This window comes from Flavobacterium sp. (assembly GCF_031537875.1).
In the GTDB taxonomy this organism is placed as follows: Bacteria; Bacteroidota; Bacteroidia; order Flavobacteriales; family Flavobacteriaceae; genus Flavobacterium.
On sequence record NZ_JAVKNB010000003.1, the window covers coordinates 17,128 to 43,264 of the forward strand.

Consider the following 26,137-nt stretch of genomic DNA (forward strand, 5'->3'; position numbering starts at 1 on the left):
GGAATTATATTAAAATCGAACATGAAAATCAAATTTTTAAATAATTTATCAATAGATTTGTCATATCACTTATAAATTAATAATAATGAAAAAGTTATTTAAGAGTACTGTTCTTTTTGTGATTCCTGCAATATTGTCTGTTACAGGAAGTCAAGCTCAAACTACAACAGAGAATAAGCAACCTGGGATTAATGTAAAATTCATGGATCAAAAGGTAAAGCCAAGCGCTGATTTTTTTAGATTTGTCAACGGAACTTGGTTAGACAACACTCAGATACCTAACGATAAAACACGTTGGGGAAGTTTTGACGAACTGCGTCAAAAAACGGATGAAGATGCGTTAGCTATTTTGAAAGAAGCAGCTAAAAATCCTATTTATAAATCGAATACAGATCAAGGGAAAGCAATCAATTTGTACAAGTCTATAATGGATACTGTTAGTAGAAACAAGCAAGGATATGCTCCATTAAAACCTTATTTAGCTAAAATTAATGCAGTAAAAAACACAGCTGATTTACAAGCTTTACTTACTCAAATGGCACCTGTTGGTGGTTTAGGATTTTTTGGAGTTGGAATTGGTGTAGATGCTAAAAACAGTAATAGAAATGTAATTAATGTTGGTCCAGGGAGTTTAGGATTGCCTGATAGAGATTACTACGTTTCTGAAGATGCTGATTCGAAAGAAAAACGTGCTAAATACGTACTTCACGTAGCCAAAATGCTTCAATTAATTGGTGAAAAACCAGCTGAAGCTCAGTCTCAGGCCGAAAAAATACTAGCTTTTGAAACTGCGATGTCAAAACCTAGATTTGATAGAGTAGAACGAAGAGATAGAAGAAAATCGTACAATCCAATGACGGTGAAAGATTTGCAAAAACTAACTCCTTCCATTAATTGGGATATTTACTTGACTCAAATAGGATTACCAAAAACCGATTCATTAATTGTTTCTCAACCTAAATACTTAACTACTTTAGAAGGAATTCTAAAAGAAAATAAAGTAGAGGATTGGAAAGCCTATATGCGTTGGACACTTTTAAATAAGTCAACGAGTCAATTGTCAACTAAATTAGAGACCGCTAATTGGGAGTTTTATGGAAAAACATTAACAGGAGCTGTGAAACAAAGACCTCTTGAAGAACGCGCATTGCAAGTGATTAATGGTGCAATTGGTGAAGCTTTAGGAAAATTGTATGTAGAGAAAAAATTCCCAGCTGAAGCCAAAGCTAAAGCTGAGAAAATGATTAAGAATGTATTCTTGGCTTTTGAAAACAGAATTAATAATTTGGCTTGGATGTCTCAAGAAACCAAAAAGAGTGCTATTGCTAAATTGAAAAAATCAAGAATTAAAATTGGTTATCCTGATAAATGGGAAGATTATTCTGCATTGGCAATCAAAGCACCAGCTGATGGAGGAACCTATTTTGAAAACGTAAAAAACCTTTCGCAATGGTCGTTCAATGAAAATTTAGCGGAGTTGAAAAAACCAGTTGATAAAGAAAAATGGGGTATGTCTCCACAAACGGTAAATGCGTATTACAATCCGTCATATAATGAGATTGTATTCCCAGCAGCGATTTTGCAACCCCCATTTTACAATTATCAAGCAGACGAAGCTGTTAATTATGGCGGAATTGGAGCGGTAATTGGTCATGAAATTTCGCATGGATTTGACGATTCAGGAGCGAGATACAATGCCGACGGTAATTTAGTAGATTGGTGGACAGCAGACGATTTGAAACAATTTACATCATTAACAGGAGCTTTGGCAGCACAATACAGTGCGTTACAACCATTGCCAGGAACTTTTGTAGATGGTAAATTTACATTAGGAGAAAACATTGGAGATTTAGGTGGTGTAAATGCGGCGTATGATGGTTTACAATTGTATTTGAAAGCCAATGGGAATCCAGGGTTAATTGATGGCTATACACCTGAACAACGTTTCTTTATTTCTTGGTCAACGATTTGGCGTTCAAAAATGAGAGATGAAGCGCTGAAAAGTCAAGTGAAAACAGATCCACATTCACCAGGAATGTATCGTGCTTACGTGCCTTTACAAAATGTAGATACGTTTTATGAAGCATTCAACATCCAGCCTACTGATGGAATGTATGTTGCTCCTGAAAAGCGTGTTAAAATTTGGTAATATAAATTATAGAATACAAAAAAAAACCGATTAGTAATAATCGGTTTTTTTGTTTTTATTCAATAGGAATGCACAGGTCAACAATGCATTTTTTTTCAGGATGCTCGTTATAATTATTGTAGATTATTTCAAACGGATTTTGGTCGGCTTTTTTATATCCATTTTCATTCATCCAAAGGAAAAGGGATTGCCAAGACTTCCCAAAATCATGAGGTTCAATCATGAAATGCCCCACAATGTAGTTGCCTTTTGGAGTTGTTGTGTGGCCAATTTCTCCGCTAACTTCAACAGTTTTTTGAAGAAGGAGACAAGCGCTCATTCGTACTTTTTCGGGTTGGGTTATCTTAAAACTATCGTGGAAGATACGACCCATTTTTAAATCCTCACCCACAAGCCCCTTCGGAATTGCCCATTGCAGTAGTCTGCCAAAAGCAGCATCCATTCCATCAGGACCAATTTGGGTGATAAACGCCCAATCCATTGCGGGTAATTCTTTGATTTCAATTCTAGTATTCATTCGTATCCTTTGTTTTAAGTTGTCTGGAGTACAAAGGTATTCTTCGGTTTCTTTACTTTCTTTTCCTTTCTTGCTATTCGTTTGGCTAATCTTGCTAAATGAATTATTATTTGATTTTCTAAAATCACTCGGACTTTGTTGGTAATATTTTTTAAAAGCTCTTGTAAAAGACGAATTGCTACTAAAGCCCAACTGCAAAACAAGATCTGAAATACTAACTTCTTTTTTATGCATCAGTACCGAAGCTGCTTTTTCAATTCTTTTGCGAGTAACATAACCATTTAAAGTTTCGTTAGTGATAGATTTAAAAAGACGGTGTAAATGAAAAGGAGAATAGAATGCTATTTTAGCAATAGTTTCTAATGATAAATCAGCGCTTAAATTGTTGTCAATATAGCCCAAAATTTTGTTGACTCTTTTGATATAATCTTCGTTCATTTCTTTAAAATAAATGGGATTTATCTTTTGCTTTTTCGCATAGATTGATTCACCATATACAAACCAATTAAGGTAACGCTTCCGCCAATGACAATTGGAGGATTTAGTGATTCATTAAAAATGATTGTTCCAAGGAGTACCGCAACTATAGGATTGACATAAGCATAAATACTGCTAATTTCAGAAGGAAGACGTTGCAAAGCATAAATGAATGCAATAAAGGTCAAGACTGATCCAAAGAGTACTAAATATCCTATTGCCCACCAAGATACGGCAGGAATTGCAGATAAACTTACCGAAGTTCCCGTAGCTCCTATAAAAGCAAAAAGCAAAATACTCGAAATAAACATTTGTAATCCTAAACCAAAATACGGATTGAAACTCGTTGCTTTTTTCTTGGTATATAAAGTGCCAAAAGCCCAAGTTAAGGTCGCAATAATGGAAATGAAAATTCCAAATCGGAAATCAGAAATTAGAAAATCATTTAAATGGTCGTAAAAAACCACACAAATTCCGGAGAACCCTACAATCAATCCAATAATAGCTAATCGAGCCAAACGTTCTCCTCTAAAAAGACTAATAATTACAACCCATAATGGCACCAAAGCCCCAATGATAGCACCTAATCCACTACTAATATATTTAACTCCCCAAGTGCTGAGTCCATTACTTAAAACAAAATTAAGCACACTCAAAATCAGAATGAATTTCCATTGTTTGCCTTTCGGCCAAGGTGTTTTCTTCCATAAAAAGAAAGTGATATAAAGAAATCCACCAATAAATTGTCGGATGGCAGCGAGTTGCAAAGCAGGCATGTGTTTTACCCCTTCTTTTGAGGCAATCCAAGTAGTTCCCCAAAAAAAGCTTACCCAACATAAAGCCAAAATGGGCAGTCCAATAGTCTTTATTCGGGTTAAAAAAGCATTTTTGATTCGAGTTCTCACGTTATAAATTCGGTTTTACATAGGAATATTGCAACAATTGAATAAGCTTGTCACTCAAAATAGTTTTCCCTATGCTACTATTTGTAGCGGCAAATTTAGGCAAAGCCAAATGTAATTCTTGTGCTTTTTGGCTATAATATTCTTTTCTGCTCGGATGATAGGGAGCTACCGCATTATAGACTTCGTTCCAAGAATCTAATGCGATAATTTTTTCAATAATATCGATGCAATCCACTTGATGAATTAAGTTAATCGGCGCCTCAGGGTTTTCAATATTTTCACGACCCGATAAAAAACGAACTGGATTTCGATCCTCTCCAATCAAACCTCCAAAACGAAGAATAGTCGTTTTGAAATGAGGGCTTTTTTGCAATAGATTTTCAACAACAGCCAATTGGCGTCCGCCTTCTGAATCAGGATTCAAAGGAGTTGCTTCGGTAACATGTAAATTATCTTCGCCATAGACCGAAGTTGAACTCACAAAAAGCACTTTTGTAACAGTAGATTTTTCTATAAACGGAAGTAAATATTCAATTTTGGCGACAAAATTTTCAGTAGTATTGCCTCTTAATTTAGGAGGAATATTCACAACTAAGATTTCGCTATTAGCTAAAAAATCAGTGATGGTATCGCTCACCTTTTGTTCGCCCAGTTGCACTATAAAAGGATCAATACCCGCTGTTCTTAAAGCAGCTATTTTATCCATTGAAGTGGTCGAACCTTTTACTAAAAATCCTTTTTGGAGTAAGGCTTTCGCCAAAGGGAAACCCAGCCATCCGCAGCCTAAAATACTAATTTGTGTCATTTAAGGTATTTTAGGAGTCTCGGTTTCGATTTCAGGTTTTGGTTCATTTAGACTGTCTTTAACTTGGGTAGCGGGAATTACTTTTTTAACTAAAGGAATGACAACAGGTTTCGGAATAATTTTTTCTTGAATGACAATGGCATCGTTCAAAACAAAAGGTGTTGGCATCATCCAATCTTGTCTGCGGTTCATTTGAAATAGAGAATTACGCATTAAATCAAACGAACTTTCTAATAATTCCATGTCGAAAGGAGTGAACTTATCTAGGCTAAATTCCAACTCTAATGGTTCGTTTCCGACTACATAGTAACTTAGAATTTTCTTTCCTTTTTTACGTTCGTATTTTTCACCTTTTTGACCAATAGCTTGTACTCCGTTGGCTTTAAAATTATAAAGAGTCATATTTTCATTGGCAAAAATATCGTAACGATTTACGTTTCGATTCGGCGTAATTCTGATTTTAAGTAGTCGTTGATCGCCACTAGTTTGGTCTTTTAAAAATTCGATTGTTGGACCAGCTAATTCTTTTTTAGGTGCTTCGGCAGCGTAGGTAAATCCTGAATTGTATTTGCTAAATAGCGGGATGTCTTTCATGAAATCAGCATTTTGAGGATGATTCCCTAAATAGCTTTTGGTCCACGGATCTAAATTAGTGTCATAGGTTACCCAATTGGCTTTTTGTGTATCGGCATTGTAAATGTAGAGTAAGCTGTTGGATTTGGCTTTGCCTAATTCATAGCCTGATTGTACGTGAGCTTTCGCAAAAAAGACACCAGCAAGTACAAAAAATAATAAAGACCAAGCTCCTTTTTTGGTGTAAGCTCCAAAGACAGGTACTAGCAACCCAAAAGTTAAGACTGTCAAGATAGCGCTTCCAAAAAGTACTTTAAGTCCTAAGCCGATAGGGAACATTTGGATAAAAGGAGCAATAATCAAAAGTGCAGGAATGCTACAAATAAGATTAAGTACCCCATTTGATTTTTGAGTCAGGATAAAAAATCCAAAAGCGATTAAACCAAAAAACACGGGAATAATTAAAAATCCAGCTCCTTGTAGCCCAAAAGCTAAACCGCAATTAATCAATATCCAAACGAAAAGGGGTGCCACAAAATGATTCATGCTAGTTTTTTTCTCGGAGAAAAAATGATAAAATACAAAGCAAATAGCTAAGGTCAGTGTCCCAAATCCCGCAATGTACGAATGACCGTTATAGGTGAATCCGTTGAGTAAATCGTTGTATTGTGGATAATAATTAAGTAACATCTTCCATCCAAAATACGCTAACAGTCCGCTAGTGATAGTAGCGCCTAGAAAAGGAATGAACCCTTTCCCAATTTCTTTGAATGACAAAATACGTTTTCCAACACCTACAAAAACGAATAGCACAAAAAGACCTAAAGCAACTAGTACCATTGGCAGTATCCAACTGAAAGGATAGCTGATAAATGTAAATGGGATGGTAAAATACACATAATCTTCAGTAGCGTGTGTTTTCTCAAAATCGGCATTGGCAAAATAGTGCAACAAAGGCATTAAGTAAGTCCCTTGATGTTCTAGTGTTTTTTTGTTGAGATGTTTGCTATCGTCTTGTGCCGTGTGGTAATTGAAATGATCATCAATGAATGCAAAATTATATCCTTGAATATTGCCTTGTTCTCTAAAAACAGTCAAATCGGTGTCGTTAGGCAACATTTTATAGATGCTGTACATTAACGAATTGGATGCTGGAAGTGGCACTTTTGCGGCAGCAAATTCTTGAACTAAACCAGCATTTCCACCATTAGTTTCCATCAACATATAACTAGGTCCTGAAGAACCACGTGCTTCAAAGTTCAAAACAACACCTATTTCTTTAGCCCATTCGTGTTGGGTAACAAAAAGTGCTGCTCCGTTTAAACCCAATTCCTCCGCATCGGTAAAAAGAATAATAATATCGTTTTTGTGAGCGGTTTTAGTGTATAAAAAAGTTCGAACGCTTTCCAAAATGGTGGCTACTCCCGAACCCGCATCACTGGCACCTAACGAATACGAGTGTGGTGCGCTATCGTAATGAGATAAAAGCAATAAGGCTTTAGCACTGCCGCTTCCTTTTATTCTAGCCAATATATTTTTTGATTTTACCAAATTCCCCCAATCGCTCAATGTATAGCCTTCTTGAATTGAAGTTTCTAATCCTAATTGTTGCAATTCTTTAAGTAGATAAGCGGCTACTTCTTCGTGGTTTTTAGAACCTACATAATGCGGTTGACGAGAAATAGCTCGTACTTGTTTGAATGCTCTTTGAGTAGAGAATTCGGTTAACGGGCCTTCTTCATCCGATGTCCATTGGGGCATCATTGTGAAAAAGACTAGCGCAAGAACGGCTAGAATGAAAAGCGAACTGTAAAGGGCATAATTGTTTTTTTTCATTGGATTTGGTAGATTTGGGTGTGGTATTAGATATCTTTTTTGACAAGCATGTAATAATCATTTTCTAAGGTCATATAACCTTGGTCGTATAAAAAATAGTAGGTATTACCTGTTTTTGTTTGCAAAATAGTAGTAAAATACTCAAAGTCAAATCCTTTGCTTAATAATTTAGTTCGGGTAGTTTTTGATTTTCCTTCGGTATTCAACTCGCATAAAATGCGGTAATTCTTGCGCAATTTGTTGTTAATGTTGCGCATAAAATTGTTGCTGTCTTTGTTTATTTTGTTGTTATATGCATTGCGACAGCCATCACTGCAAAATTTTTTGTCTTCACGGCCAATAATTTTATCTCCGCATTCTAAACAGCTTTTATTCATAAGATTGGGATTTTTTGACTTAAAATAGTGTATAATGCGCAATAAATATATTTAAAATCTATCAAATATATAAATTATTTTCCATTTACAAATGCTTACAAATAGTTACAACCGAAAGTAAATAGTTAGTAACCGAATAATTTTAGAAACCCATCACATCTTTGCACTGTTGATTGAAATGAATCAGTTAACACATTTTATTTTAACCATTTAAATTTATACGCCATGAAAAACAGAGTACAATTAATCGGAAGAGTAGGTCAAGATCCTGAAGTAAAAAACTTAGAAGGAGGAAAAAAAGTAGCCACTATCACTATTGCAACTAATGATGTCTATTACAAAGACAACGGAGATAAGGTAGAACAAACGGAATGGCATCGCGTTACGGCTTGGGGTAAAACCGCTGAAATTATAGAAAAATACGTGACCAAAGGAAAAGAAATAGCCATTGAAGGCAAATTAACCCACCGTACGTATGAAGACAAAAACGGGGAGAAACGTTATGTCACTGATATAGTTGCTAATGAAGTGCTATTGTTAGGGAAATAGAAATAAGTTGGGTATTAAATACGGCACAAAGTTCAAAAGACTTTGTGCTTTTTTATTCATTCATCAACACTTGCAATTGCTCAAGAAATAAACCTACATGGTAGCCATCCACCAACCCGTGATGCACATGAACAGAAATAGGCATTGTTTTTTTACCCTTTTCATCGGTTAATTTCCCAAAAGAAATTTTTGGGCAACTATCAGGCCAAGTGAAACTCCGCGCGTGGGATAATGAACTAAAGTTAATCCATGGCAATGCTGAAAAATGAATTAAATTATCTGGGTATTCTCGTGTGAAAACTCCCGTAGTAGTTTGGATGCGGTCGATTTCAGTTTGAACTATTTGAGCAAATTCGTTGACATTTTCTGTAAAAGCCATATACGAAAAGCCAAAGGTTTTATCTTCTCGCATCACGGTTGCCGAAGCATCAATTTGGTCAAAAACATAGACTTCGTCTTTTATAATACGGTACCGAAAATTCTCCACCGCATTCACTGCGCTCAAGGTTTTATGCAAGTAATATGAAAAAAAAGAAATGCCAAGGGCTTTCGCGTTGGCATAGGCTTTTGTACAATCTATTGTGGTAGTAATGCCATAAAAAGGCTCATCCATTTGTTTGAAAAACAAAAAATGTTCTTTTCGATTCCAACTGTTGAGGTCGAGTTTTTGTTTCATTTTATGTACATTATAATTTGAGAAAAGGGTGTTTTTATAACAATTGTAACACCTCAGTTATTTTTTCAAAAGCACGGAAATTATCGTGTTCGATAGTGTGTTCAATTCGTTCATGCGCCCAAGTAGTATGAAACGGAATATGAATTCCATGTCCGCCAATGTTTAAGACAGGTAAAACATCAGATTTTAACGAATTTCCAATCATAAAGAATTCTGAAGGCTGAATGTCTAAACGTTTGATTAAATCCAAATAATCAATTTCTTGTTTGTCTGACATAACTTCGATATGATGAAAATAATGACCTAAACCTGAGTTGTGTAATTTTCGTCGTTGATCTAACAAATCTCCCTTTGTTGCCACAACTAATTTGTATTTCCCTTTTATTGCTTCTAAAGTTTCTTCAACACCTTCAAGTAATACGATAGGTTTGTCAAGCAATTCTTTTCCAAACAGAATAATTTTCTCAATCACTTCCATTGGGATGGTATTATTAGAAATTTTCATTGCAGCCTCTATCATCGAAAGGATATACCCTTTTATGCCATAACCATACAATTTCAAATTAGCGATCTCAATTTTGAATAGTTCCTGAGAAATACCTTGATGCGAAAGATAATCTTGCATTAATTCGCAAAATTTAGTTTCGGTTTCATCAAAATACGTTTCGTTTACCCAAAGGGTATCGTCTGCGTCAAAGGCTATTATTTTTGGTTTCATATTTTTTATTTTAAAGACAGACTTCACTAATTTTCACAAAAACCATTTGTGGAAATTCGTGAAATTTGTGTTGTACTAATTAATTGTCTCTCCGTTTCCAACACCCTCAGCGTCTGGGTTGACAAAAACTAATTTTCCTTCGGTATTGGTAGTCATCAAAATCATGCCTTGACTTTCTACACCACGAAGGTTTCTTGGTGCCAAATTCACTAAAACAGTTACTTTTTTACCAATAATATCTTCTGGAGCAAAACTTTCGGCAATTCCTGAAACAATGGTACGAACGTCAATTCCAGTATCTACTTTTAAGATTAAAAGTTTGTTGGCTTTTGGCATTTTCTCTGCTTCTAAAATCGTTCCTACACGCAAATCCATTTTGGCAAAATCTTCAAACTGAATTGCTTCTTTTTGTGGTTCGGTAATTGCGAGGGACGAAGCAATCTCGGCCTTATTCGCTGTTTTTGTTGCTTCCAATTTGTTGATTTGTTTTTGGATTTCTTCGTCTTCTATTTTAGCAAAAAGCAATTCGGCTTCACCAATTTGGTGTCCCGCTGCAACTAAGTTGCTATGTTCTGCAATGGCATTCCAGTTCAACGGTTGGTCTATTTTTAAAATACGACTTAATTTTTTAGCTGTAAAAGGTAAGAACGGTTCGCAAAGCGTACTCAAAGCAGCGGCAATTTGCAAGGCAACATACATTTGAGTTTGTACGCGTTCTGGATTGTCTTTGATGACTTTCCATGGCTCTTCGTCAGCCAAATATTTGTTTCCTAAACGAGCGGCATTCATCATTTCTCCCAAAGCTTCTCTAAAACGGTAACGCTCAATAGAACTCGAAATCACCGCTGGATAGGCTTTTAATTCGGCTAAAGTTTGTTCGTCCACTTCCGAAAATTCATTTGGAGCAGGAACAATTCCGTTGTAGTATTTATTAGTCAACACCACCACACGATTGATGAAATTACCAAAAATTGCTACAAGTTCGTTGTTATTTCTCGCTTGGAAATCTTTCCAAGTAAAGTCATTGTCTTTGGTTTCTGGTGCATTTGAAGTCAAAGCATAACGCAACACGTCTTGCTGATTTGGAAATTCTTCCAAATATTCGTGCAACCAAACGGCCCAGTTTTTAGAAGTCGATAATTTGTTGCCTTCCAAGTTTAAGAACTCATTAGCAGGCACGTTATCAGGCAAAATATAACTTCCTTCCGCCTTTAACATCGCTGGAAAAATAATGCAGTGGAACACAATATTATCTTTTCCAATGAAGTGAACTAATTTAGTCCCTTGGTCTTTCCAATACGGTTCCCATTTTTTCCCTTCGCGATTAGCCCATTCTTTTGAAGAAGAAATGTAGCCAATAGGCGCATCAAACCAAACGTATAATTTTTTTCCTTCGGCACCTTCAACTGGTACGTCAATTCCCCAGTCCAAATCACGGGTTACTGCACGAGGTTCTAATCCGCCATCAATCCACGATTTTACTTGACCGTATACGTTGGGTTTCCAATCGTTTTTATGTCCTGCCAAAATCCATTCTTTCAAAAAATCTTCATAACGATCCAAAGGCAAAAACCAGTGTTTGGTCGATTTCAAAACAGGCGTTTCTCCTGTGATAGTTGATTTCGGGTTGATTAAATCCGTAGCATTTAAGGTCGAACCACACTTTTCGCATTGGTCTCCGTAGGCTTCTTCGTTACTGCATTTTGGACAAGTTCCTGTTACAAATCGGTCTGCCAAGAATTGATCCGCTTTAGCATCATACAACTGCTCGGTTACCTCTTCGATAAAATCGCCTTTGTCATACAAGGTTTTAAAGAATTCCGAAGCCGTTTCGTGATGAATTACAGCCGAAGTTCTAGAGTAATTATCAAATGAAATTCCAAAATCCACAAACGATTTACGGATAATGCCATCGTATTTATCAATAACTTCTTGGGGTGTAATCCCTTCTTTTTTGGCTTTCATCGAAATGGCAACGCCGTGTTCGTCGCTTCCGCAAACAAACAACACGTCTCTTCCTTGTAAACGCAAATAACGAGAATAAATATCTGAAGGCACGTAAACCCCCGCCAAATGGCCAATGTGAATTGGGCCGTTAGTGTAAGGCAAGGCTGCCGTAATGGTATATCTTGTTGGATTTTCTAACATAATAACAGTTTAAAAATGCTGAAATGAATTCAGAATGAGTGCAAAAATAACTTTTTTTATCATAGGGACAACTAAGGATTCTTTTAAAGCTTCCAGCCTTTCAAAGGCTGTAAGCTTTGGAAAACTAAAAACTTTGTCGCATTCTTAACAAACATTTCCTTAAATTTGCGTGCGCAAGGCGCAAAAAATTACAGAGAGTTATAAAAATCAAGCTATGTTACAAATTGCATTTATTAGAGAGAATCAGGAAAAAGTAATCCAAGCTTTGGCAAAACGAAACATCGATGCCAAGGAAATTGTAGGCGAAGTAGTTCAATTAGACGAACAACGTCGTGCTACTCAAGTGGAATTAGACAACACTTTATCCGAATCTAATAAATTGTCCAAAGACATTGGCGAAATGATGAAAAGTGGCGAAAAAGCTAAAGCCGCTATTTTAAAAGAAAAAACCGTTTCGTTAAAAGAAAAAAGCAAAGATTTAGCGGAAAAAGCGGAGGCTTTAGCCGAAGAATTGACGCAAAAATTATATACGCTACCTAATTTACCAGCCGATATTGTTCCAGAAGGAAAAACACCAGAAGAAAACCTAAACGTTTTTGAAGAAGGGACTATTCCTGTTTTGCACGAAGGCGCGCAACCGCATTGGGAATTAGTAAAAAAATACGACATCATCGACTTTGAGTTGGGGGTGAAAATTACAGGGGCTGGTTTTCCAGTGTACAAAGGAAAAGGCGCAAGATTGCAAAGAGCTTTAATCAATTACTTTTTAGATAAAAATACGGCAGCGGGTTACAAAGAAATGCAAGTACCGCATTTGGTAAACGAAGCGTCAGGATATGGAACAGGACAATTGCCCGACAAAGAAGGACAAATGTACCACTCGACCATTGACGACTTGTATTTGATTCCAACGGCTGAGGTTCCGGTGACCAATTTGTTCCGCGATGTAATTTTAAACGAAAGCGAATTGCCTATTTTGTGTACCGCCTACACGCCATGTTTCCGTCGTGAAGCGGGGTCGTATGGAGCGCACGTTCGTGGATTGAACCGTTTGCACCAATTTGATAAAGTAGAAATTGTTCGTGTGGAGCATCCAGACAAATCGTATGAAGCCTTGGACGGCATGGTAGAACACGTGAAAAACATTTTACAAGAATTGAAATTACCCTACAGAATTTTGCGTTTGTGTGGTGGTGATATGGGATTCACTTCGGCATTGACCTATGATTTTGAGGTGTTTTCTACAGCGCAAGACCGTTGGTTAGAAATTTCATCTGTGTCTAATTTTGAAACATTCCAAGCCAATCGTTTGAAATTGCGTTTCAAAGACAAAGACGGAAAAAATCAATTGGCACACACCCTAAACGGAAGTTCATTGGCATTGCCAAGAGTTTTAGCCGGAATTATAGAAAATTACCAAACACCAAAAGGAATCGTAATTCCAGAAGTATTGCGTCCGTATTGCGGGTTTGATATAATAGATTAAAAATTTACCATATAAGGCATATAAGTTCATTTAAGGCTTAAATAAAAAGGAATGAATTTTGTCATTTCGACGCAGGAGAAATCACATAAATGCGGTGAAGCAATAACATATACAACTTTATATGCCTTATATGGTTAAAAAAATAATTGTATTCAATGAAAAAACTACTCCTACATATCAGCCTGTTTTTTTCATTGATTGGTTTTTCTCAAAACGAGCAATTAGCGCAGTATTATTACGACAAAGGCGATTTTGAAAAAGCCAAAATCAGCTACGAAGAATTGCTGCAATCCATTCCTCAAAATTACCAATACTTCATTAGAACTATTGATTGTTACCAACAATTAAAACAGTTTGACCTTGCCGAAAAAGCCATTCAAACGCGTCTCGACAAGTACAAACAAAGTTCGCTTTTGGTAGAACTAGGCTATAATTATAAAATCCAACAACAGGACGACAAAGCCCAAAAGTATTTTGAACAAGCTTTGGCTAAAATCAAATCCAATCCTAATGAAGTGTATGGCATAGCCAATTCGTTTGAGAGAAAAGTGTTGCTAGACTATGCGTTACAAGCCTATCAAATGGCAGTGCAATTGCAACCTAATTTTAATTTCAATTATCAAATGGGGTTGTTGTACGGGCAATTAGGCAATACGGATAAGATGATTAACACCTTTTTAGATGAGGCGTTTACCCATCCCGAGAGTACTATTTTAATTCAGAATCAATTTTCGCGTTTTATGACTGACGAAGGTGATGCAGGATTTTCTACTAATTTGCGCAAAGCACTTATTGCAAGAACGCAACAACATCAAGAGGTGTATTGGAATCAATTTTTGAGTTGGTTGTATATCCAACAAAAGGAATTTGGCAAAGCCTTTATTCAAGAAAAAGCGATTTATAAACGCAATCCCGAATCCTTAACTACCATTGTCAATTTAGCCCAATTGGCGATTGAAGAAAAAGACGAGGCAACCGCCAAAACCATCTTCAATTTTGTTTTGGAAAACACCACCGACATCGAATTATTGGTGCAGGCGAATGGGTATTTGATGCAACTCAAAATAGACACCACACCCGAAAAAGAATGGGGGACTATTGAGCCTGAATTATCGGCTTTAGTGACGAAATACGGAATCAGTCCTTTTACCTTATCTTTGCAACTCATGCAAGCGCATTTTTTGACGTTCAATTTAAAAAAGCCTGAAGCGGGTAAAGCGATTGTCCGAACCGCGTTGGAATTGCCATTGAACGAATACGAAGTGGCTCAGGCCAAAATGGAATTGGCGGATATTTTGCTGTACGAAGAAAAGTTCAATCAGGCGTTGTTGTATTATTCGCAAATTGAAAACGATTTGAAGAATGATGCTGTGGCGCACGAAGCGAGTTTGAAAGCGGCTAAAACGAGTTATTTCAAAACCGATTTAGAATGGGCGTTGAAACAATTCAAAGAGTTGAAATCGGCGAGTACACAATTGATTGCCAATGATGCTTTGGAGTATTTTTTACTCATCAATGACAATACCGTAGCCGATTCGACACAGGTGGCTTTGAAGGCTTTTGCCAAAGCGGATTATTTGGAATACCAAAATCGAAATCAGGAAGCGATTCAAGCTTTTCAAGCGATTTTGAAACAGTTCAAGGGCCAAGAAATCGAAGCTGTCACAAATTTACGATTGGGAAGAATTTACGAAAAAACAGGTGATTTTTCTTTGGCTTTAGGCCAATACCAAAGCATAATTGAGCAGCATTCGGACGGGATTTATGTAGATGAAGCGCTTTATTTTTCAGCAGAATTGTATAAAAATCAATTGCAGTTGCCCGAAAAAGCCAAGCCATTGTACGAAAAGTTAATTTTCAACCACCAAGACAGTATTTATTTTGTGGAGGCGAGACGAAAATTCAGGGAATTACGAGGGGATACTAATTTATAAAAAAGGTTATGTGGTTATTTGTTTATTTGGTTAAACAAATAGCAATTTTTAAAATTTGAGAACCATTAAGAAATTAAGTTACATTAAGTAAAAGGTTTCATAGGTTTGTGTATGATACACCAGCTTTCACATTCCATCTTAATGATTCTTAATACCTTAATGGTAAAATTTCAAATAAACGAATACGAAATAAATAAAAAAATGATACTTTACAACGTTACAGTAAACATACACGAAAGCGTTCAAGACCAATGGTTACAATGGATGCAGCAAACTAGAATTCCAGCGATTTTTGCTACAGGAAAATTTTCTTCGGCTAAAATTGTAAAAGTGTTGATTGAGGAAGAAATGGGTGGAACCACCTATTCAGTTCAATTTACAACGGATAGTAAAGCCACTTTGGAACAATATTACGAAGAAGATGCGCCCCGATTCCGTCAAGAAAGTTACCAGTTATTTGGCGAAAAAATGCTGGCTTTTAGAACGGAATTGGAATTGATTTCTGAACATAATTAAAAAAGCGAGATTGCCTCGTGCCTCGCAATGACTCAATGGAAAAAGTAAAAGCTAAAAAACATCTCGGACAACATTTCTTAAAAGACGAAAGCATTGCAAAAGCGATTGCTGATACGTTGAGTTTAGAAGGCTATAATGATGTGTTAGAAATAGGGCCTGGAATGGGTGTTTTAACCAAATATTTGTTGGATAAACCCACCAATACCTACGTGATTGAAATCGATACGGAGTCGGTGGCGTATTTGGATGCCAATTATCCGAAATTGAAAGATAAAATCATTTCAAAAGACTTTCTACGATACGATTGTAATGAAATTTTTGAAGGGAAGCAATACGCTATTATCGGGAATTTTCCGTACAATATTTCGACTCAAATTGTGTTTAGAACCTTGGAGTTTCGTCATCAAATCCCAGAGTTTTCCGGGATGTTTCAAAAGGAAGTGGCGGAACGCATTTGCGAGAAAAAAGGTAGTAAAACCTATGGAATTCTGTCGGTTTTGGCACAAGCTTTTTATGATGCCGAATACTTGTTTACGGTAGATGAACACGTTTTTAATCCGCCCCCGAAAGTAAAATCGGGGGTAATGCGTTTAAGACGAAAAGAAGACTTTAGTTTGCCTTGTGGCGAAAAATTATTCTTCACGGTAGTAAAAACGGCTTTTCAACAACGCAGAAAAACCTTGCGTAACAGTTTAAAAACCTTAAATTTGTCAGATAATTTAAGAGAAGATAAAGTATTAGATCTTCGTCCAGAACAACTTAGCGTTGAGGATTTTATAGCACTCACTCAAAAAATCGAAGCCGATGGAATTTAAAATCAGCAAAGAACTAATTCAAGAATTAGAGCAACTCATTCAAAATAAAAACGACCAGCAGTTGGAAGTTTTGTTGAATGACATGCACCATGCTGATATTGCAGAAGTTTTAGACGAGCTAGATTTTGATGAGGCAACGTATATTTTTAAAGTTTTAGATAGTGATAAAACGGCCGAAATTCTGCTAGAATTAGAGGACGATTTACGTGAAAATATCTTAAAAGGGCTTTCGCCAAAAGAGATTGCAGAAGAACTTGACGAGTTAGAAACGAACGATGCTGCGGATATTATTGCCGAATTATCGCAAGAAATCAAGGCTGAGGTAATCTCGGAACTGCAAGACGTAGAACACGCCAAAGACATTGTGGATTTGCTTCGTTATCCTGAAGATACAGCGGGGGGAATCATGCACAAGGAGTTGGTGAAAGTGAACGAAAACTGGAATGTGCTGACGTGCGTGAAAGAAATGCGCATTCAAGCTGAAAATATTTCAAGAGTCCATTCCATTTATGTGGTGGATGATGAAGACCGATTGAAAGGACGTTTGTCACTTAAAGATTTGTTGACTACTTCTTCAAGAACCCCAATTAACGATGTGTATATCCGAAAACTGAATTCGGTGAATGTGGATACCGAAGATATTGAGGTAGCGCGGATCATGCAAAAATACGACTTAGAAGCCATTCCTGTAGTGGATGAATTAGGTCGTTTGGTAGGTCGAATCACCATTGACGATATCGTAGATGTTATCAAGGAAGAAGCCGACAAGGATTACCAGATGGCGGCGGGTATTACCCAAGACGTAGAAGCAGATGACAGCGTGTACGAACATACCAAAGCGCGTTTGCCTTGGTTGATTATGGGAATGCTAATTGAATTAGTAGCCTCGTATGTGTTGAAAGGGAATGAAGCGACTTCGCAAGAATTTTATACGTTGATTATTTTTATGCCATTGCTTTCGGCAACTGCGGGAAATATTGGGGTACAAGCCTCAGCAATTATTGTACAAGGTTTGGCTAATGGTACTTTAAAAGGATTTAGCAGAGACTATTTTAGTAAAGAAATTACGGTAGCTATGATTTCTGGAACTATTATTTCTTTACTCGTTTTGGCTTATCATACCATTATGTATGGGCAATTCCAAGTAGGATTAGCCATTTCGATTTCTATTATTGTAGTGATTTTATTTGCCGCTACTTTAGGAACTTTGGTGCCTTTATTTCTCCATAAGAAAAAAATTGACCCTGCTATTGCTACAGGACCTTTTATCACGACTACCAATGATGTATTTGGAATTATCTTGTATTTTACCATTGCAAAATTGATTTTGGGAGTATAAAAAATTACAACAACACAACAACATAGACATGAAAGTACACATTATTGGCGGAGGTAACTTAGGAGCCTCAATCGCTATTGGGATTGCTAAATTTACCGAAGGCAATCAAGTAACCGTTACCAGAAGAAATACGGCAAGTATTTTACACTTAGAACAATTAGGTGTTACGGTGGCTACTGATAACAAACAGAATATCCAAGACGCAGATATTATTATTTTGACAATTAAACCATATCAAGTAGATACTGTTTTGGCCGAAATCTTGCCTGTAATAGCTAACAAAACTATTGCTTCGGCAGTGAGTGGCTTGTCTATTGAAAACTTACAAAATAAAATTGGCGCAACTCATCAAGCGGTGCGCATCATGCCGAATATTGCGGCTCAATTTGGTGCATCGGCGACTTGTATTGCGTTTCAAGAAAACAACAAAGCAGCGGCTCAACAAGTAGTAGCTCTTTTTGAAGGTTTAGGAACGGCTCCGATTATTGACGAAAAATTAATGGATGCGGCTACTGTTTTAGCAGCCAGCGGAACGGCCTTTGCTTTGCGTTACATTCGTGCCTCGATGCAAGCAGGTATCGAAATTGGATTTGACTGGCAAACGGCTTTGGCGATTTCTGCACAAACTGTAAAAGGTGCTGCCGAAATGCTATTAGAAGAAAAAACCCATCCTGAACAATTGATTGACCGAGTAACTACACCTCAAGGTTGCACGATTGCTGGTTTGAACGAAATGGAAATGCACGGTTTTAGTTCGTCTTTAATTAGAGGAATTAAAACGTCCTTGAAACAGATTAAGGGGTAATAATAAATACAAAGCCGCTGTAAATAGCGGCTTTTTTGTTTAAAACTATTATAGAACTGTAAAATCATTTCTTTTAATAAAGGTCAATTGTAGCCAATAATTCTGCAGAGTAGTTAAAAATATCATCTAAAGTTCCAATTTCATTTTTTGTTTCTTTTTTGTTTTCATCAAATAGTCCTATGAATTTTTTGTTGCCATTAAAGTATAAACGACAAACAGGTTTCCTATTATTGTCATCAAGAAATACAGAAAAATAGGATTGTGCATCCCTGTAAGTTATTCTTAATACTGGAATTTTTTGTCTCAAAATGGTTTTAACTATTAAAAAACCTTCAAGTTCTTCTTCAGTAGTGTTTATTTTACTAATATCCTCAGAGTTTCGTTCTAGACTATTTTCAGAAAGATTTTCAATTTTATTTTTTTCGTCTTCTTTTGACAAAGCAGTTTTCAGTCTTTCAGTAATTAAATCACTAATATAGTGTTGAACAGATTTTTTGGTTAAGTCAGTGAATTGTTCTAATATTTTAGCGGTTATAACGCTAGGATAAACTTGTCTTGCAAAATGTTTTACAAATTCTGGGGATGGTTCTGAAAGTTCTTTATTAAGTAAATGTTTAAGTTCATTCATAAATTTCATTTCACTAGCTGTGTTTACAATGCTCTCAGCATCGAAATTGGCTTTATGAAATTTTTTTAATTCTTCAATTTAATTATCTTTGATTTCGGTTATATTGAATTCCAAAAATGGTTTTTCATCCATTTTGTTTGGGGCAACTAAATCAGAATAAAATCTGTAAGTTATACCATTTGTCAACAAACCAAATTTTGCTTTAGATACGTGAAAATATCTTAATAATTGACCATCATGAATATTCAAATTTTGTCTCCAATCTTTACATTCAATTAAGATAGTTGGATGTCCATCTTTAAATATTGCATAATCTATTTTTTCTCCTTTTTTAATTCCTAAATCAGCTATAAATTCAGGAACAACTTCCAATGGATTAAATACGTCGTAACCCAAACTTTGTAAAAAAGGCATTACAAAAGCATTTTTTGTAGCTTCTTCAGTTTGAATATTTTCTTTGTGTTTAGTTCTTTCTGCAATTAGTTTAAGTTGGTCTTTCAAATCCATATTTACTTTTTTTAGGTTATAAACATTTATACTTTTGCAATATATAAGTGATTATGGCTTCTAGACCAATTCAAAAATATATGCATGTAATACAAAAAATGCCTACAAACGATTTCAGTCGTTTGCAATTAAAATAAAATCTGTAAAGGAATTTGATTTGGAATCCAATGCAGTTTTAGGGCTTTTCAAATGTAGCAATTTTTTTAATTTGAAAATGAACTAATTTGAAAATTTGTAGGGGAGCAATTATTCTAGTTGAATTGTATGACTTCGTCGAATTTTATTTTGTGTGGTAATGGAGTGAGTTCGTCTGATTAAGATTAATTATTTGAATAGATTTTTGATTCTCTTAAAAATGCTTCTTTTTTTATATTTCACAATTACAACTTCACCCATTAGCATATCTTGACTTTGAACCATTTCTATTTTTAAGCTTTTATTAGCTTTAAAAACTTCAACTTCTTTAGGTTCCATACCAATATAATTAAATAGGAGTACTACTTTATCTTCAAAATCTTTACTAGGAATTTTGATGGAAAAGTCTCCATCAAAATTTGAAGCTACTTTGTTATCGGTGCCTTTTTGAACTATTGTAACCCCCGGAAGAGAAGCGTTTTTTTCATTAGTATTCAATTTTTCCAAAACTTTTCCAGACAACTCAATAAATTCAGTCGAATTCATTTCTACTTGTTGAGAAGTTAGTTTATTCTCAGTGATTTCAGTTTTTGATTTTTCATTTTGTGAAAAAACAGGTGTGGATAAAAGGAAGGATGTAAAACCCATAAGCAACGCAATGCTTTGATTTTGTTTTATTTGTGACGTGTGTAATGTTTTGTCAATTTGATTAGTAGAAAATCGCCCACAAATAGGTTCATTTTCATTTAAACTTTTTACAAGTTGATCATTGGAAAAATATTGGTAATTTAATACCTCTTTTTTACAATTTGAACAAAACATACCTTTTTCTGTTGAAGTCATTTTACTCCAATCTTCATTACAAGGTTTCGGGATTTTAATTATAAACTTCATCAATTATTCGGGGTTATTTTAATTTGAAATGGATTAATTTGAAAATGAGGGTTTTATTCAATTATCAAATGCTAGTTTAAGAGTTCTACGTTGGAACTTACAACTGTAAGGTTAATTTCAGCTGTCCGCCAAGTCCTTGTTGGATAATTTTCATTAAAGTAGATAGTCTAATGTCAGACGAATTATTTTCAATTCTTGAAATATAGGATTTATTGGTTCCGCATTTTTGAGCTAACTCTTCTTGTGTCATCCCTAGTTTTGTTCGGGCTTCTTCAAGTAGAATCCCAAGTCGGAAAGATTCAAACTCTTGTTCCCAATTTTCACGTTTTGGCGCTCCTTTTTTTCCGTATTTCGCGTCCAGAATTTGGTCTAAAGTCGTACTATTATTTTTTGTTTTCATCTTGATATTCTTTCATTATTTTTAGTGCTTTTTCTATTTCGTCTTTCGGTGTCTTTTGCGTCTTCTTCTGAAAAGCATTGCCAAGAACAACTAAATTTCCTTTATCAAAAAAAGAAAATATACGAAATATTGTATTCCCTACTTCAACTCTTACTTCATAAAGTCCTTTTGTACCTTCCAAATGTTTGAAATATTTTTTAGGAACTTGTGGAGTAACTTCGATTAATTTAAGAGTCCATTCTATTTTTGCTTGAACGGGATCAGATTGTTTCTTATAAAAATCTAGAAAATAGCTTTTATAAGCAATGACTTTTCTGTCGGTATCCATAATACAAAGTTAACTGATTAGACAACATTTGCAACTATTTTTTTGAAATTTTTAAATGTTCATTTCTGTATAGTAGAAATGACATTAACTTGCTAATAGCTGCATTAATTATTTAAAATAAATCTGTAAAAGGAATACGACTTGGGGTCTATTGCAGTTACAGGGGCTTTTCAAATGTAGCAATTTTTTTAATTTGAAAATGAACTAATTCAAAAATTAGTATGACAAAAGTCTATTTCTTCAAACTCATTTTCAACCACAAAAATCCCAAAGTGCCTGATACAAACGAAGCGACTAAAATGGCGATTTTGGAATAAGTAATTACGTCTTCTCCATCATTTTTGAAGGCCAAAAGTGTAATGAAAATAGACATAGTAAAACCAATACCGCCTAACATTCCGGCGCCTAAAATTTGTTTCCATTGTAAATCCTTAGGCAAAGAACCAATGCCTAGTTTCACGCAAATAAAAGCAAAAAGTAAAATTCCGATGGGTTTACCCAATACGAGTCCAGCTATAATTCCAATAGAATTGGCGTGAGCAAGTCCTTCTTGCCAATTATTATCTATAGCAATGCATGTATTGGCAATGGCAAATAAAGGCAAGATGACAAAAGCGACTGGACGATGTAATGCGTGTTGCAAGCGGTAAGAAGAAGTTTTTTTGCCGCCATCTCCATACGGAATGATAAAGGCCAAAAGGACTCCTGTAATCGTAGCATGCACGCCTGAATTGAGCATGCAATACCACATCAATCCGCCGCCAATTAGATAGGGAATCAGGTTGTGTACATTTCTTCTATTCAAAATAAATAGACCCCCCAGAATACTAAATGCTAATCCTAAATAGAGAAAGGAAATGGTTTCTGTATAAAAAATGGCGATAACCAGAATAGCACCCAAGTCATCAATAACTGCCAAAGCGGTTAAGAATATTTTTAAAGACGTTGGCACTCGATTGCCTAAAAGTGACAAAATTCCAATGGCAAAAGCAATGTCGGTAGCCATAGGGATTCCGGCACCGTTTTGTGTTAGCGTTCCAAAATTGAAAGCTAAAAAAATCCCCGCAGGAACAGCCATTCCGCCGAGAGCTCCAAAAATGGGTAAAGTAGCATTTTTAATGTTCGACAATTCGCCACCATATAGTTCGCGTTCCAATTCTAATCCAATCAATAAAAAGAAAATGGTCATCAAGCCATCATTGATCCAATGTGTAATGGAATGATGTCCTATTGGTGTTTCCCAAAACCCAATGTAGCCGCTTTGAATAGGAGAATTGGCTAATGTCAAAGAAAGTAGCGTAACCAAAAGTAATAGCAAACCGCCCGCTTTTTCGCTTTCAAAAAATTCTCGAAACAATCGGCTGGCGTTCATCTGTTTTACATTTTAATTAGAATGAGTGCAATTTACACATTTCACACCTATTTTTTTTGTTAATTTGGGTTTGCAAAATACAATCCATTTATGGCCATACAAATTCTTCATATCGACAGCAACCACCCTTTGCTTTGGGATCAATTGGAACAAGCAGGTTTCGTGAATCATGAAGATTTTACGTCTTCCAAAGAGGCAATTGAAGCTAAAATACATAATTACCAAGGCATTGTTATTCGTAGCCGATTTAAAATTGACAAATCCTTTTTAGATAAAGCCACTAATTTGAAATTTATTGCACGTGTAGGAGCGGGTTTGGAAAGTATTGATTGTGAGTATGCCCAATCCAAAAATATTGCTCTCATCGCCGCTCCCGAAGGGAACCGGAATTCAGTAGCCGAACACAGTTTAGGTATGATTTTATCACTGTTTAACAACCTAAATCAAGCCGATGCTGAAATTAGAGCAGGGCATTGGAACCGAGAAAGCAATCGCGGACATGAATTGGACGGAAAAACGGTAGGAATAATTGGCTACGGAAATATGGGTAAGGCTTTCGCCAAAAAACTGCGAGGTTTTGAGGTGGATGTTTTGTGCTATGACATTCAGGAAAATGTGGGTGATGCCAATGCCAAACAAGTGAGTTTTGCCGAATTTCAAGAGAAAGTGGAAGTGTTAAGTTTGCATATTCCTTGGACTCCCGAAACGGATAAAATGGTCACTACTGAATTCATTAACGGATTTGCAAAGCCACTTTGGATTATCAATACTTCGCGCGGAAAAAACATTGTTACTGCTGATTTGGTTTCGGCCTTGCAGTCGGGCAAAGTGTTAGGCGCAGGATTGGACGTATTGGAATATGAAAAACTATCGTTCGAAACCTTGTTCCAAGAGGCGACTACTCCCGAAGCATTTCAGTATTTATTGAATGCCAAAAATGTTATTTTAACTCCTCATATTGCGGGTTGGACATTTGAAAGTCACGAACGCTTGGCTCAAGTGATTGTCGATAAAATAAAAGCACTTTATTTGTAACTAAAAACTAACGGTATGGAAACTGTAAAACACGAAGCCTGGAATACTCCGCAACCACAATTCCAAAATAATAAAAAGGTCGCCTGTGGGATTTTTGCCCTTTTATTAGGTCCGCTTGGAGTGCATAAATTTTATTTGGGATACACGGGAACGGGTATAATTTGGCTAATCTTAAGTATTTGCTCTTGCGGTGCATTGACTGGTTTGTTTGGCTTAATCGAAGGGATTATTTACCTGACTAAATCAGATGAAGAGTTTTATCAAACGTATCAAGTAGGGCAAAAGCACTGGTTTTAATTATTAGCAGTAACTATTTTTTCAACCATTAAGTCAATAAGAATCATTAAGAGTTTTTCTTAATCTAACTTACTATCTTAATGGTTCAATTCTAATTCTAGTCTTCTTTCTCGTTGGATTTTCGTTCTAATTCGGCTTGGTATTCTTCGATAACAGGCTTCATAGTGCTTTCAGGAATATCCGAAATTCTAAGGTAAATCAGTCCATCAATTGCGTTATTGAACAAAGGATCCACATTAAAAGCTACCAAACGCGCATTCTGTTTGATGTATTTTTTAATCAAAACAGGCAAGCGTAAACTTCCTGGCTCCAGTTCATCAATAACTTTATCGAATTTGTTCAAATCGGCTTCCGTTTCATTGAAAACAAAATCTTTGTCGGCATCCTTTAATTTCACCTTGTACTCTTTTTTAGGGTGAATGTACTGCGCAATATATGGGTCGTAATAATGAGACTTCATGAATTCAATCATCAATGATTTTGAAAAATCAGAGAATTGGTTACTAATACTTACCCCGCCCAATAAAAATTTATGTTCTGGATAATGTAAGGTAGTATGGATAATTCCGCGCCATAGCAAGAACAACGGCATCGGTCTTTGTTGGTATTCTTTAATAATAAAAGCACGTCCCATTTCGATGGACTTGCTCATCATATCATGTAATTCTGGTTCAAAACGGAAAAGACTATTCAAGTAAAAACCATTCATTCCGTATTTAGGATAGATTTCAGCTCCCAATCCCATACGGTAGGCGCCGGCTAGTTTTTTTGCTTCGTCATCCCATAAAAAAAGATGGTGGTAGTATTGATCGTAAGCATCTAAGTCAATAGACTCATTCGTTCCTTCTCCCACTTCTCTAAAGGTAATTTCTCTTAAACGACCTAGTTCGTGAAGAATGTTTGGAATTTTATCTGCCTTGGTGAAGAATACTTCATAATTTTTGCTTTGTAACAAACGCGCGTCAGAGGCTCTTAAGGCATCCACTTCAGCAATCATTTTTTCAGTACTAGCAGGTGTTACTATTTCCTTAGGATTTTTATTCGAAGGTTTTAAGCTAGCGGCTTTTAAGAATTTGCTTTTTTTCTCAAAAGGATTGGCTAACATATAGGTTTTCTTTCTCAAGAATTCCGAATATTCATCCAATGACTTGTATTCATTTTGTTCGGATACCGAAATTGGTTTACCAATACGTACTTTAATGACACGGTGTTTTTGACTGAATACTTCCGAAGGCAATTTGGCTGTACGTAACGTACCGCTGATTTTAGAAAGGAAGTAAAATAAACCACTATTTTTGGCGTGGAAATAAATAGGTACCACAGGTACTTGTGCCTTGCGAATGACTTTGATAGCACCTTCTTCCCAAGGTTTGTCCACCATTAATTTTCCGTCTTTGTAGGTCGAAACTTCACCGGCAGGGAACATTCCTAAAGGCTTTCCATCGCTTAAGTGACGAAAAGTTTCTTTGATTCCCACCACACTCGATTTAGCATCCTTATGATTTTCAAAAGGATTTACCGGCATGATGTATTTTTTCAAAGGTTCGATGCGATGCAAAAGGAAGTTGGCAATAATTTTAAAATTAGGTTCTCTTTCGAGCATTAATTTCAATAACAAAACACCATCAATTCCACCAAGGGGGTGGTTCGAAATGGTAATATAAGCCCCCTCTTTTGGAAGGCGTTTTAAATCTTCTTCTGGAATTTCAAATTTGATTTGTAAATCGTCTAATACCCCATTCAAGAAAGCTACTTCACTTAAATGTTTGTTTCTATCATAGACATTATTCAATTCAGAAATCTTAAGTACTTTCATGAGTACCCAGCCCGAAAATGTACCAAGGAATCCGTATTTATCCGTATTTATTGCTTTCGCAACTTCTTTAGCAGTTACTAAACCCATATCATTTTTTGTG

Annotated in this window: 25 protein-coding genes; 10 read left to right on the forward strand and 15 right to left on the reverse strand. The window is 35.9% G+C overall.

All coding sequences use genetic code 11. The annotated features are described in order from the left end of the window. The first annotated feature begins 85 nt into the window (after nucleotides 1-85). Nucleotides 86-2,149 (forward strand): M13 family metallopeptidase, encoded by a 2,064-nt coding sequence (locus RMR09_RS00980; protein WP_310593970.1) that lies wholly within the window; start codon nucleotides 86-88, stop codon nucleotides 2,147-2,149. A gap of 55 nt (nucleotides 2,150-2,204) precedes the next feature. Here the strand turns inward: RMR09_RS00980 and RMR09_RS00985 are convergent, their stop codons facing one another. Genes RMR09_RS00985 through RMR09_RS01005 form a run of 5 tightly spaced genes read right to left on the reverse strand, consistent with a single transcriptional unit; the run spans nucleotide 2,205 to nucleotide 7,639 of the window. Further along, nucleotides 2,205-3,104, reverse strand: a complete 900-nt coding sequence (locus RMR09_RS00985; RefSeq protein ID WP_310593971.1) for an AraC family transcriptional regulator — start codon at nucleotides 3,102-3,104, stop codon at nucleotides 2,205-2,207. Between the two features lie 20 nt (nucleotides 3,105-3,124). Beyond that, on the reverse strand, nucleotides 3,125-4,048 hold the full coding sequence (locus RMR09_RS00990; RefSeq protein WP_310593972.1) for an EamA family transporter: 924 nt from the start codon (nucleotides 4,046-4,048) through the stop codon (nucleotides 3,125-3,127). A gap of 1 nt (nucleotide 4,049) precedes the next feature. Next, the gene (locus RMR09_RS00995) at nucleotides 4,050-4,853 is read right to left on the reverse strand and encodes an SDR family oxidoreductase (RefSeq protein ID WP_310593973.1); all 804 of its coding nucleotides are present in this window, start codon (nucleotides 4,851-4,853) and stop codon (nucleotides 4,050-4,052) included. Further along, a complete protein-coding gene (locus RMR09_RS01000) occupies nucleotides 4,854-7,262 on the reverse strand; it encodes a M28 family peptidase (protein ID WP_310593974.1) in 2,409 nt (802 codons plus the stop codon). A 26-nt stretch (nucleotides 7,263-7,288) separates the two neighbouring features. Continuing rightward, nucleotides 7,289-7,639 carry a hypothetical protein gene (locus RMR09_RS01005; protein WP_310593975.1) on the reverse strand — a complete coding sequence of 117 codons (351 nt, stop codon included), beginning with the start codon at nucleotides 7,637-7,639 and terminating at the stop codon, nucleotides 7,289-7,291. A 225-nt stretch (nucleotides 7,640-7,864) separates the two neighbouring features. Here RMR09_RS01005 and RMR09_RS01010 point away from each other — a divergent pair, with 225 nt between their 5' ends. Then, nucleotides 7,865-8,188, forward strand: a complete 324-nt coding sequence (locus tag RMR09_RS01010) for a single-stranded DNA-binding protein (RefSeq protein ID WP_264534083.1) — start codon at nucleotides 7,865-7,867, stop codon at nucleotides 8,186-8,188. Between the two features lie 52 nt (nucleotides 8,189-8,240). On the opposite strand, the gene RMR09_RS01015 is transcribed toward RMR09_RS01010, so the two are convergent. From RMR09_RS01015 to metG, 3 genes are all read right to left on the reverse strand, one after another. Further along, nucleotides 8,241-8,864 (reverse strand): chloramphenicol acetyltransferase, encoded by a 624-nt coding sequence (locus tag RMR09_RS01015; RefSeq protein ID WP_310593976.1) that lies wholly within the window; start codon nucleotides 8,862-8,864, stop codon nucleotides 8,241-8,243. A 34-nt stretch (nucleotides 8,865-8,898) separates the two neighbouring features. Then, a complete protein-coding gene (locus RMR09_RS01020; protein ID WP_310593977.1) occupies nucleotides 8,899-9,582 on the reverse strand; it encodes an HAD family hydrolase in 684 nt (227 codons plus the stop codon). A 75-nt stretch (nucleotides 9,583-9,657) separates the two neighbouring features. Then, on the reverse strand, nucleotides 9,658-11,730 hold the full coding sequence (gene metG / locus RMR09_RS01025; RefSeq protein ID WP_310593978.1) for a methionine--tRNA ligase: 2,073 nt from the start codon (nucleotides 11,728-11,730) through the stop codon (nucleotides 9,658-9,660). A 214-nt stretch (nucleotides 11,731-11,944) separates the two neighbouring features. On the opposite strand from metG, the gene serS reads away from it, so the two are divergent. The 6 genes from serS to proC all read left to right on the forward strand — a co-directional run bounded on the left by serS (nucleotide 11,945) and on the right by proC (nucleotide 18,625). After that, nucleotides 11,945-13,216, forward strand: coding sequence for a serine--tRNA ligase (serS, locus tag RMR09_RS01030; RefSeq protein ID WP_310593979.1), 1,272 nt, complete (start codon nucleotides 11,945-11,947; stop codon nucleotides 13,214-13,216). A 155-nt stretch (nucleotides 13,217-13,371) separates the two neighbouring features. After that, nucleotides 13,372-15,150 carry a tetratricopeptide repeat protein gene (locus RMR09_RS01035; RefSeq protein WP_310593980.1) on the forward strand — a complete coding sequence of 593 codons (1,779 nt, stop codon included), beginning with the start codon at nucleotides 13,372-13,374 and terminating at the stop codon, nucleotides 15,148-15,150. A gap of 201 nt (nucleotides 15,151-15,351) precedes the next feature. Next, nucleotides 15,352-15,666: a DUF4286 family protein gene (locus tag RMR09_RS01040; protein WP_310593981.1), complete on the forward strand. Its 315-nt coding sequence runs from the start codon at nucleotides 15,352-15,354 to the stop codon at nucleotides 15,664-15,666. A 35-nt stretch (nucleotides 15,667-15,701) separates the two neighbouring features. Next, nucleotides 15,702-16,481, forward strand: coding sequence for a 16S rRNA (adenine(1518)-N(6)/adenine(1519)-N(6))-dimethyltransferase RsmA (rsmA, locus tag RMR09_RS01045; RefSeq protein WP_310593982.1), 780 nt, complete (start codon nucleotides 15,702-15,704; stop codon nucleotides 16,479-16,481). After that, nucleotides 16,471-17,820: a magnesium transporter gene (mgtE, locus tag RMR09_RS01050; RefSeq protein ID WP_310593983.1), complete on the forward strand. Its 1,350-nt coding sequence runs from the start codon at nucleotides 16,471-16,473 to the stop codon at nucleotides 17,818-17,820. Before rsmA ends, mgtE begins: the two co-directional genes overlap by 11 nt. 28 nt (nucleotides 17,821-17,848) lie before the next feature. Further along, nucleotides 17,849-18,625 carry a pyrroline-5-carboxylate reductase gene (gene proC / locus RMR09_RS01055; protein WP_310593984.1) on the forward strand — a complete coding sequence of 259 codons (777 nt, stop codon included), beginning with the start codon at nucleotides 17,849-17,851 and terminating at the stop codon, nucleotides 18,623-18,625. A 73-nt stretch (nucleotides 18,626-18,698) separates the two neighbouring features. Here proC and RMR09_RS01060 read toward each other — a convergent pair whose 3' ends face one another. The 6 genes from RMR09_RS01060 to nhaA all read right to left on the reverse strand — a co-directional run bounded on the left by RMR09_RS01060 (nucleotide 18,699) and on the right by nhaA (nucleotide 22,889). Then, nucleotides 18,699-19,253, reverse strand: a complete 555-nt coding sequence (locus tag RMR09_RS01060) for a hypothetical protein (RefSeq protein ID WP_310593985.1) — start codon at nucleotides 19,251-19,253, stop codon at nucleotides 18,699-18,701. A gap of 78 nt (nucleotides 19,254-19,331) precedes the next feature. Then, a complete protein-coding gene (locus RMR09_RS01065) occupies nucleotides 19,332-19,760 on the reverse strand; it encodes a type I restriction endonuclease (protein WP_310593986.1) in 429 nt (142 codons plus the stop codon). Nucleotides 19,761-20,084: 324 nt separating this feature from the next. Next, nucleotides 20,085-20,738 carry a carboxypeptidase-like regulatory domain-containing protein gene (locus RMR09_RS01070; protein WP_310593987.1) on the reverse strand — a complete coding sequence of 218 codons (654 nt, stop codon included), beginning with the start codon at nucleotides 20,736-20,738 and terminating at the stop codon, nucleotides 20,085-20,087. Between the two features lie 148 nt (nucleotides 20,739-20,886). Then, a complete protein-coding gene (locus RMR09_RS01075; protein ID WP_310593988.1) occupies nucleotides 20,887-21,189 on the reverse strand; it encodes a helix-turn-helix transcriptional regulator in 303 nt (100 codons plus the stop codon). After that, a complete protein-coding gene (locus tag RMR09_RS01080) occupies nucleotides 21,173-21,517 on the reverse strand; it encodes a type II toxin-antitoxin system RelE/ParE family toxin (protein ID WP_310593989.1) in 345 nt (114 codons plus the stop codon). The genes RMR09_RS01075 and RMR09_RS01080 overlap by 17 nt, the downstream gene beginning before the upstream one ends. Before the next feature lie 232 nt (nucleotides 21,518-21,749). Next, nucleotides 21,750-22,889 (reverse strand): Na+/H+ antiporter NhaA, encoded by a 1,140-nt coding sequence (gene nhaA, locus RMR09_RS01085; protein ID WP_310593990.1) that lies wholly within the window; start codon nucleotides 22,887-22,889, stop codon nucleotides 21,750-21,752. Between the two features lie 90 nt (nucleotides 22,890-22,979). Between nhaA and RMR09_RS01090 the strand changes: the two genes are divergently transcribed. Both RMR09_RS01090 and RMR09_RS01095 read left to right on the forward strand, forming a co-directional pair. Continuing rightward, nucleotides 22,980-23,924, forward strand: a complete 945-nt coding sequence (locus tag RMR09_RS01090) for a 2-hydroxyacid dehydrogenase (RefSeq protein WP_310593991.1) — start codon at nucleotides 22,980-22,982, stop codon at nucleotides 23,922-23,924. 15 nt (nucleotides 23,925-23,939) lie between these two features. After that, nucleotides 23,940-24,221, forward strand: a complete 282-nt coding sequence (locus RMR09_RS01095; RefSeq protein WP_310593992.1) for a TM2 domain-containing protein — start codon at nucleotides 23,940-23,942, stop codon at nucleotides 24,219-24,221. A 97-nt stretch (nucleotides 24,222-24,318) separates the two neighbouring features. Here RMR09_RS01095 and RMR09_RS01100 read toward each other — a convergent pair whose 3' ends face one another. Then, entirely contained in the window at nucleotides 24,319-26,124 is a 1,806-nt protein-coding gene (locus RMR09_RS01100) for a lysophospholipid acyltransferase family protein (protein ID WP_310593993.1), read from the reverse strand. Nucleotides 26,125-26,137 lie beyond the last annotated feature (13 nt).

What these genes read in the sequence shown, in the direction of transcription:
- RMR09_RS00980 (WP_310593970.1), top strand. Translation starts at nt 86, where the DNA reads ATGAAAAAGTTATTTAAGAGTACTGTTCTTTTTGTGATTCCTGCAATA.
- RMR09_RS00985 (WP_310593971.1), bottom strand. Translation starts at nt 3,104, where the DNA reads ATGAACGAAGATTATATCAAAAGAGTCAACAAAATTTTGGGCTATATT.
- RMR09_RS00995 (WP_310593973.1), bottom strand. Translation starts at nt 4,853, where the DNA reads ATGACACAAATTAGTATTTTAGGCTGCGGATGGCTGGGTTTCCCTTTG.
- RMR09_RS01000 (WP_310593974.1), bottom strand. Translation starts at nt 7,262, where the DNA reads ATGAAAAAAAACAATTATGCCCTTTACAGTTCGCTTTTCATTCTAGCC.
- RMR09_RS01005 (WP_310593975.1), bottom strand. Translation starts at nt 7,639, where the DNA reads ATGAATAAAAGCTGTTTAGAATGCGGAGATAAAATTATTGGCCGTGAA.
- RMR09_RS01010 (WP_264534083.1), top strand. Translation starts at nt 7,865, where the DNA reads ATGAAAAACAGAGTACAATTAATCGGAAGAGTAGGTCAAGATCCTGAA.
- RMR09_RS01015 (WP_310593976.1), bottom strand. Translation starts at nt 8,864, where the DNA reads ATGAAACAAAAACTCGACCTCAACAGTTGGAATCGAAAAGAACATTTT.
- RMR09_RS01020 (WP_310593977.1), bottom strand. Translation starts at nt 9,582, where the DNA reads ATGAAACCAAAAATAATAGCCTTTGACGCAGACGATACCCTTTGGGTA.
- metG (WP_310593978.1), bottom strand. Translation starts at nt 11,730, where the DNA reads ATGTTAGAAAATCCAACAAGATATACCATTACGGCAGCCTTGCCTTAC.
- serS (WP_310593979.1), top strand. Translation starts at nt 11,945, where the DNA reads ATGTTACAAATTGCATTTATTAGAGAGAATCAGGAAAAAGTAATCCAA.
- RMR09_RS01035 (WP_310593980.1), top strand. Translation starts at nt 13,372, where the DNA reads ATGAAAAAACTACTCCTACATATCAGCCTGTTTTTTTCATTGATTGGT.
- RMR09_RS01040 (WP_310593981.1), top strand. Translation starts at nt 15,352, where the DNA reads ATGATACTTTACAACGTTACAGTAAACATACACGAAAGCGTTCAAGAC.
- rsmA (WP_310593982.1), top strand. Translation starts at nt 15,702, where the DNA reads ATGGAAAAAGTAAAAGCTAAAAAACATCTCGGACAACATTTCTTAAAA.
- mgtE (WP_310593983.1), top strand. Translation starts at nt 16,471, where the DNA reads ATGGAATTTAAAATCAGCAAAGAACTAATTCAAGAATTAGAGCAACTC.
- proC (WP_310593984.1), top strand. Translation starts at nt 17,849, where the DNA reads ATGAAAGTACACATTATTGGCGGAGGTAACTTAGGAGCCTCAATCGCT.
- RMR09_RS01060 (WP_310593985.1), bottom strand. Translation starts at nt 19,253, where the DNA reads ATGAATGAACTTAAACATTTACTTAATAAAGAACTTTCAGAACCATCC.
- RMR09_RS01065 (WP_310593986.1), bottom strand. Translation starts at nt 19,760, where the DNA reads ATGGATTTGAAAGACCAACTTAAACTAATTGCAGAAAGAACTAAACAC.
- RMR09_RS01070 (WP_310593987.1), bottom strand. Translation starts at nt 20,738, where the DNA reads ATGACTTCAACAGAAAAAGGTATGTTTTGTTCAAATTGTAAAAAAGAG.
- RMR09_RS01075 (WP_310593988.1), bottom strand. Translation starts at nt 21,189, where the DNA reads ATGAAAACAAAAAATAATAGTACGACTTTAGACCAAATTCTGGACGCG.
- RMR09_RS01080 (WP_310593989.1), bottom strand. Translation starts at nt 21,517, where the DNA reads ATGGATACCGACAGAAAAGTCATTGCTTATAAAAGCTATTTTCTAGAT.
- nhaA (WP_310593990.1), bottom strand. Translation starts at nt 22,889, where the DNA reads ATGAACGCCAGCCGATTGTTTCGAGAATTTTTTGAAAGCGAAAAAGCG.
- RMR09_RS01090 (WP_310593991.1), top strand. Translation starts at nt 22,980, where the DNA reads ATGGCCATACAAATTCTTCATATCGACAGCAACCACCCTTTGCTTTGG.
- RMR09_RS01095 (WP_310593992.1), top strand. Translation starts at nt 23,940, where the DNA reads ATGGAAACTGTAAAACACGAAGCCTGGAATACTCCGCAACCACAATTC.
- RMR09_RS01100 (WP_310593993.1), bottom strand. Translation starts at nt 26,124, where the DNA reads ATGGGTTTAGTAACTGCTAAAGAAGTTGCGAAAGCAATAAATACGGAT.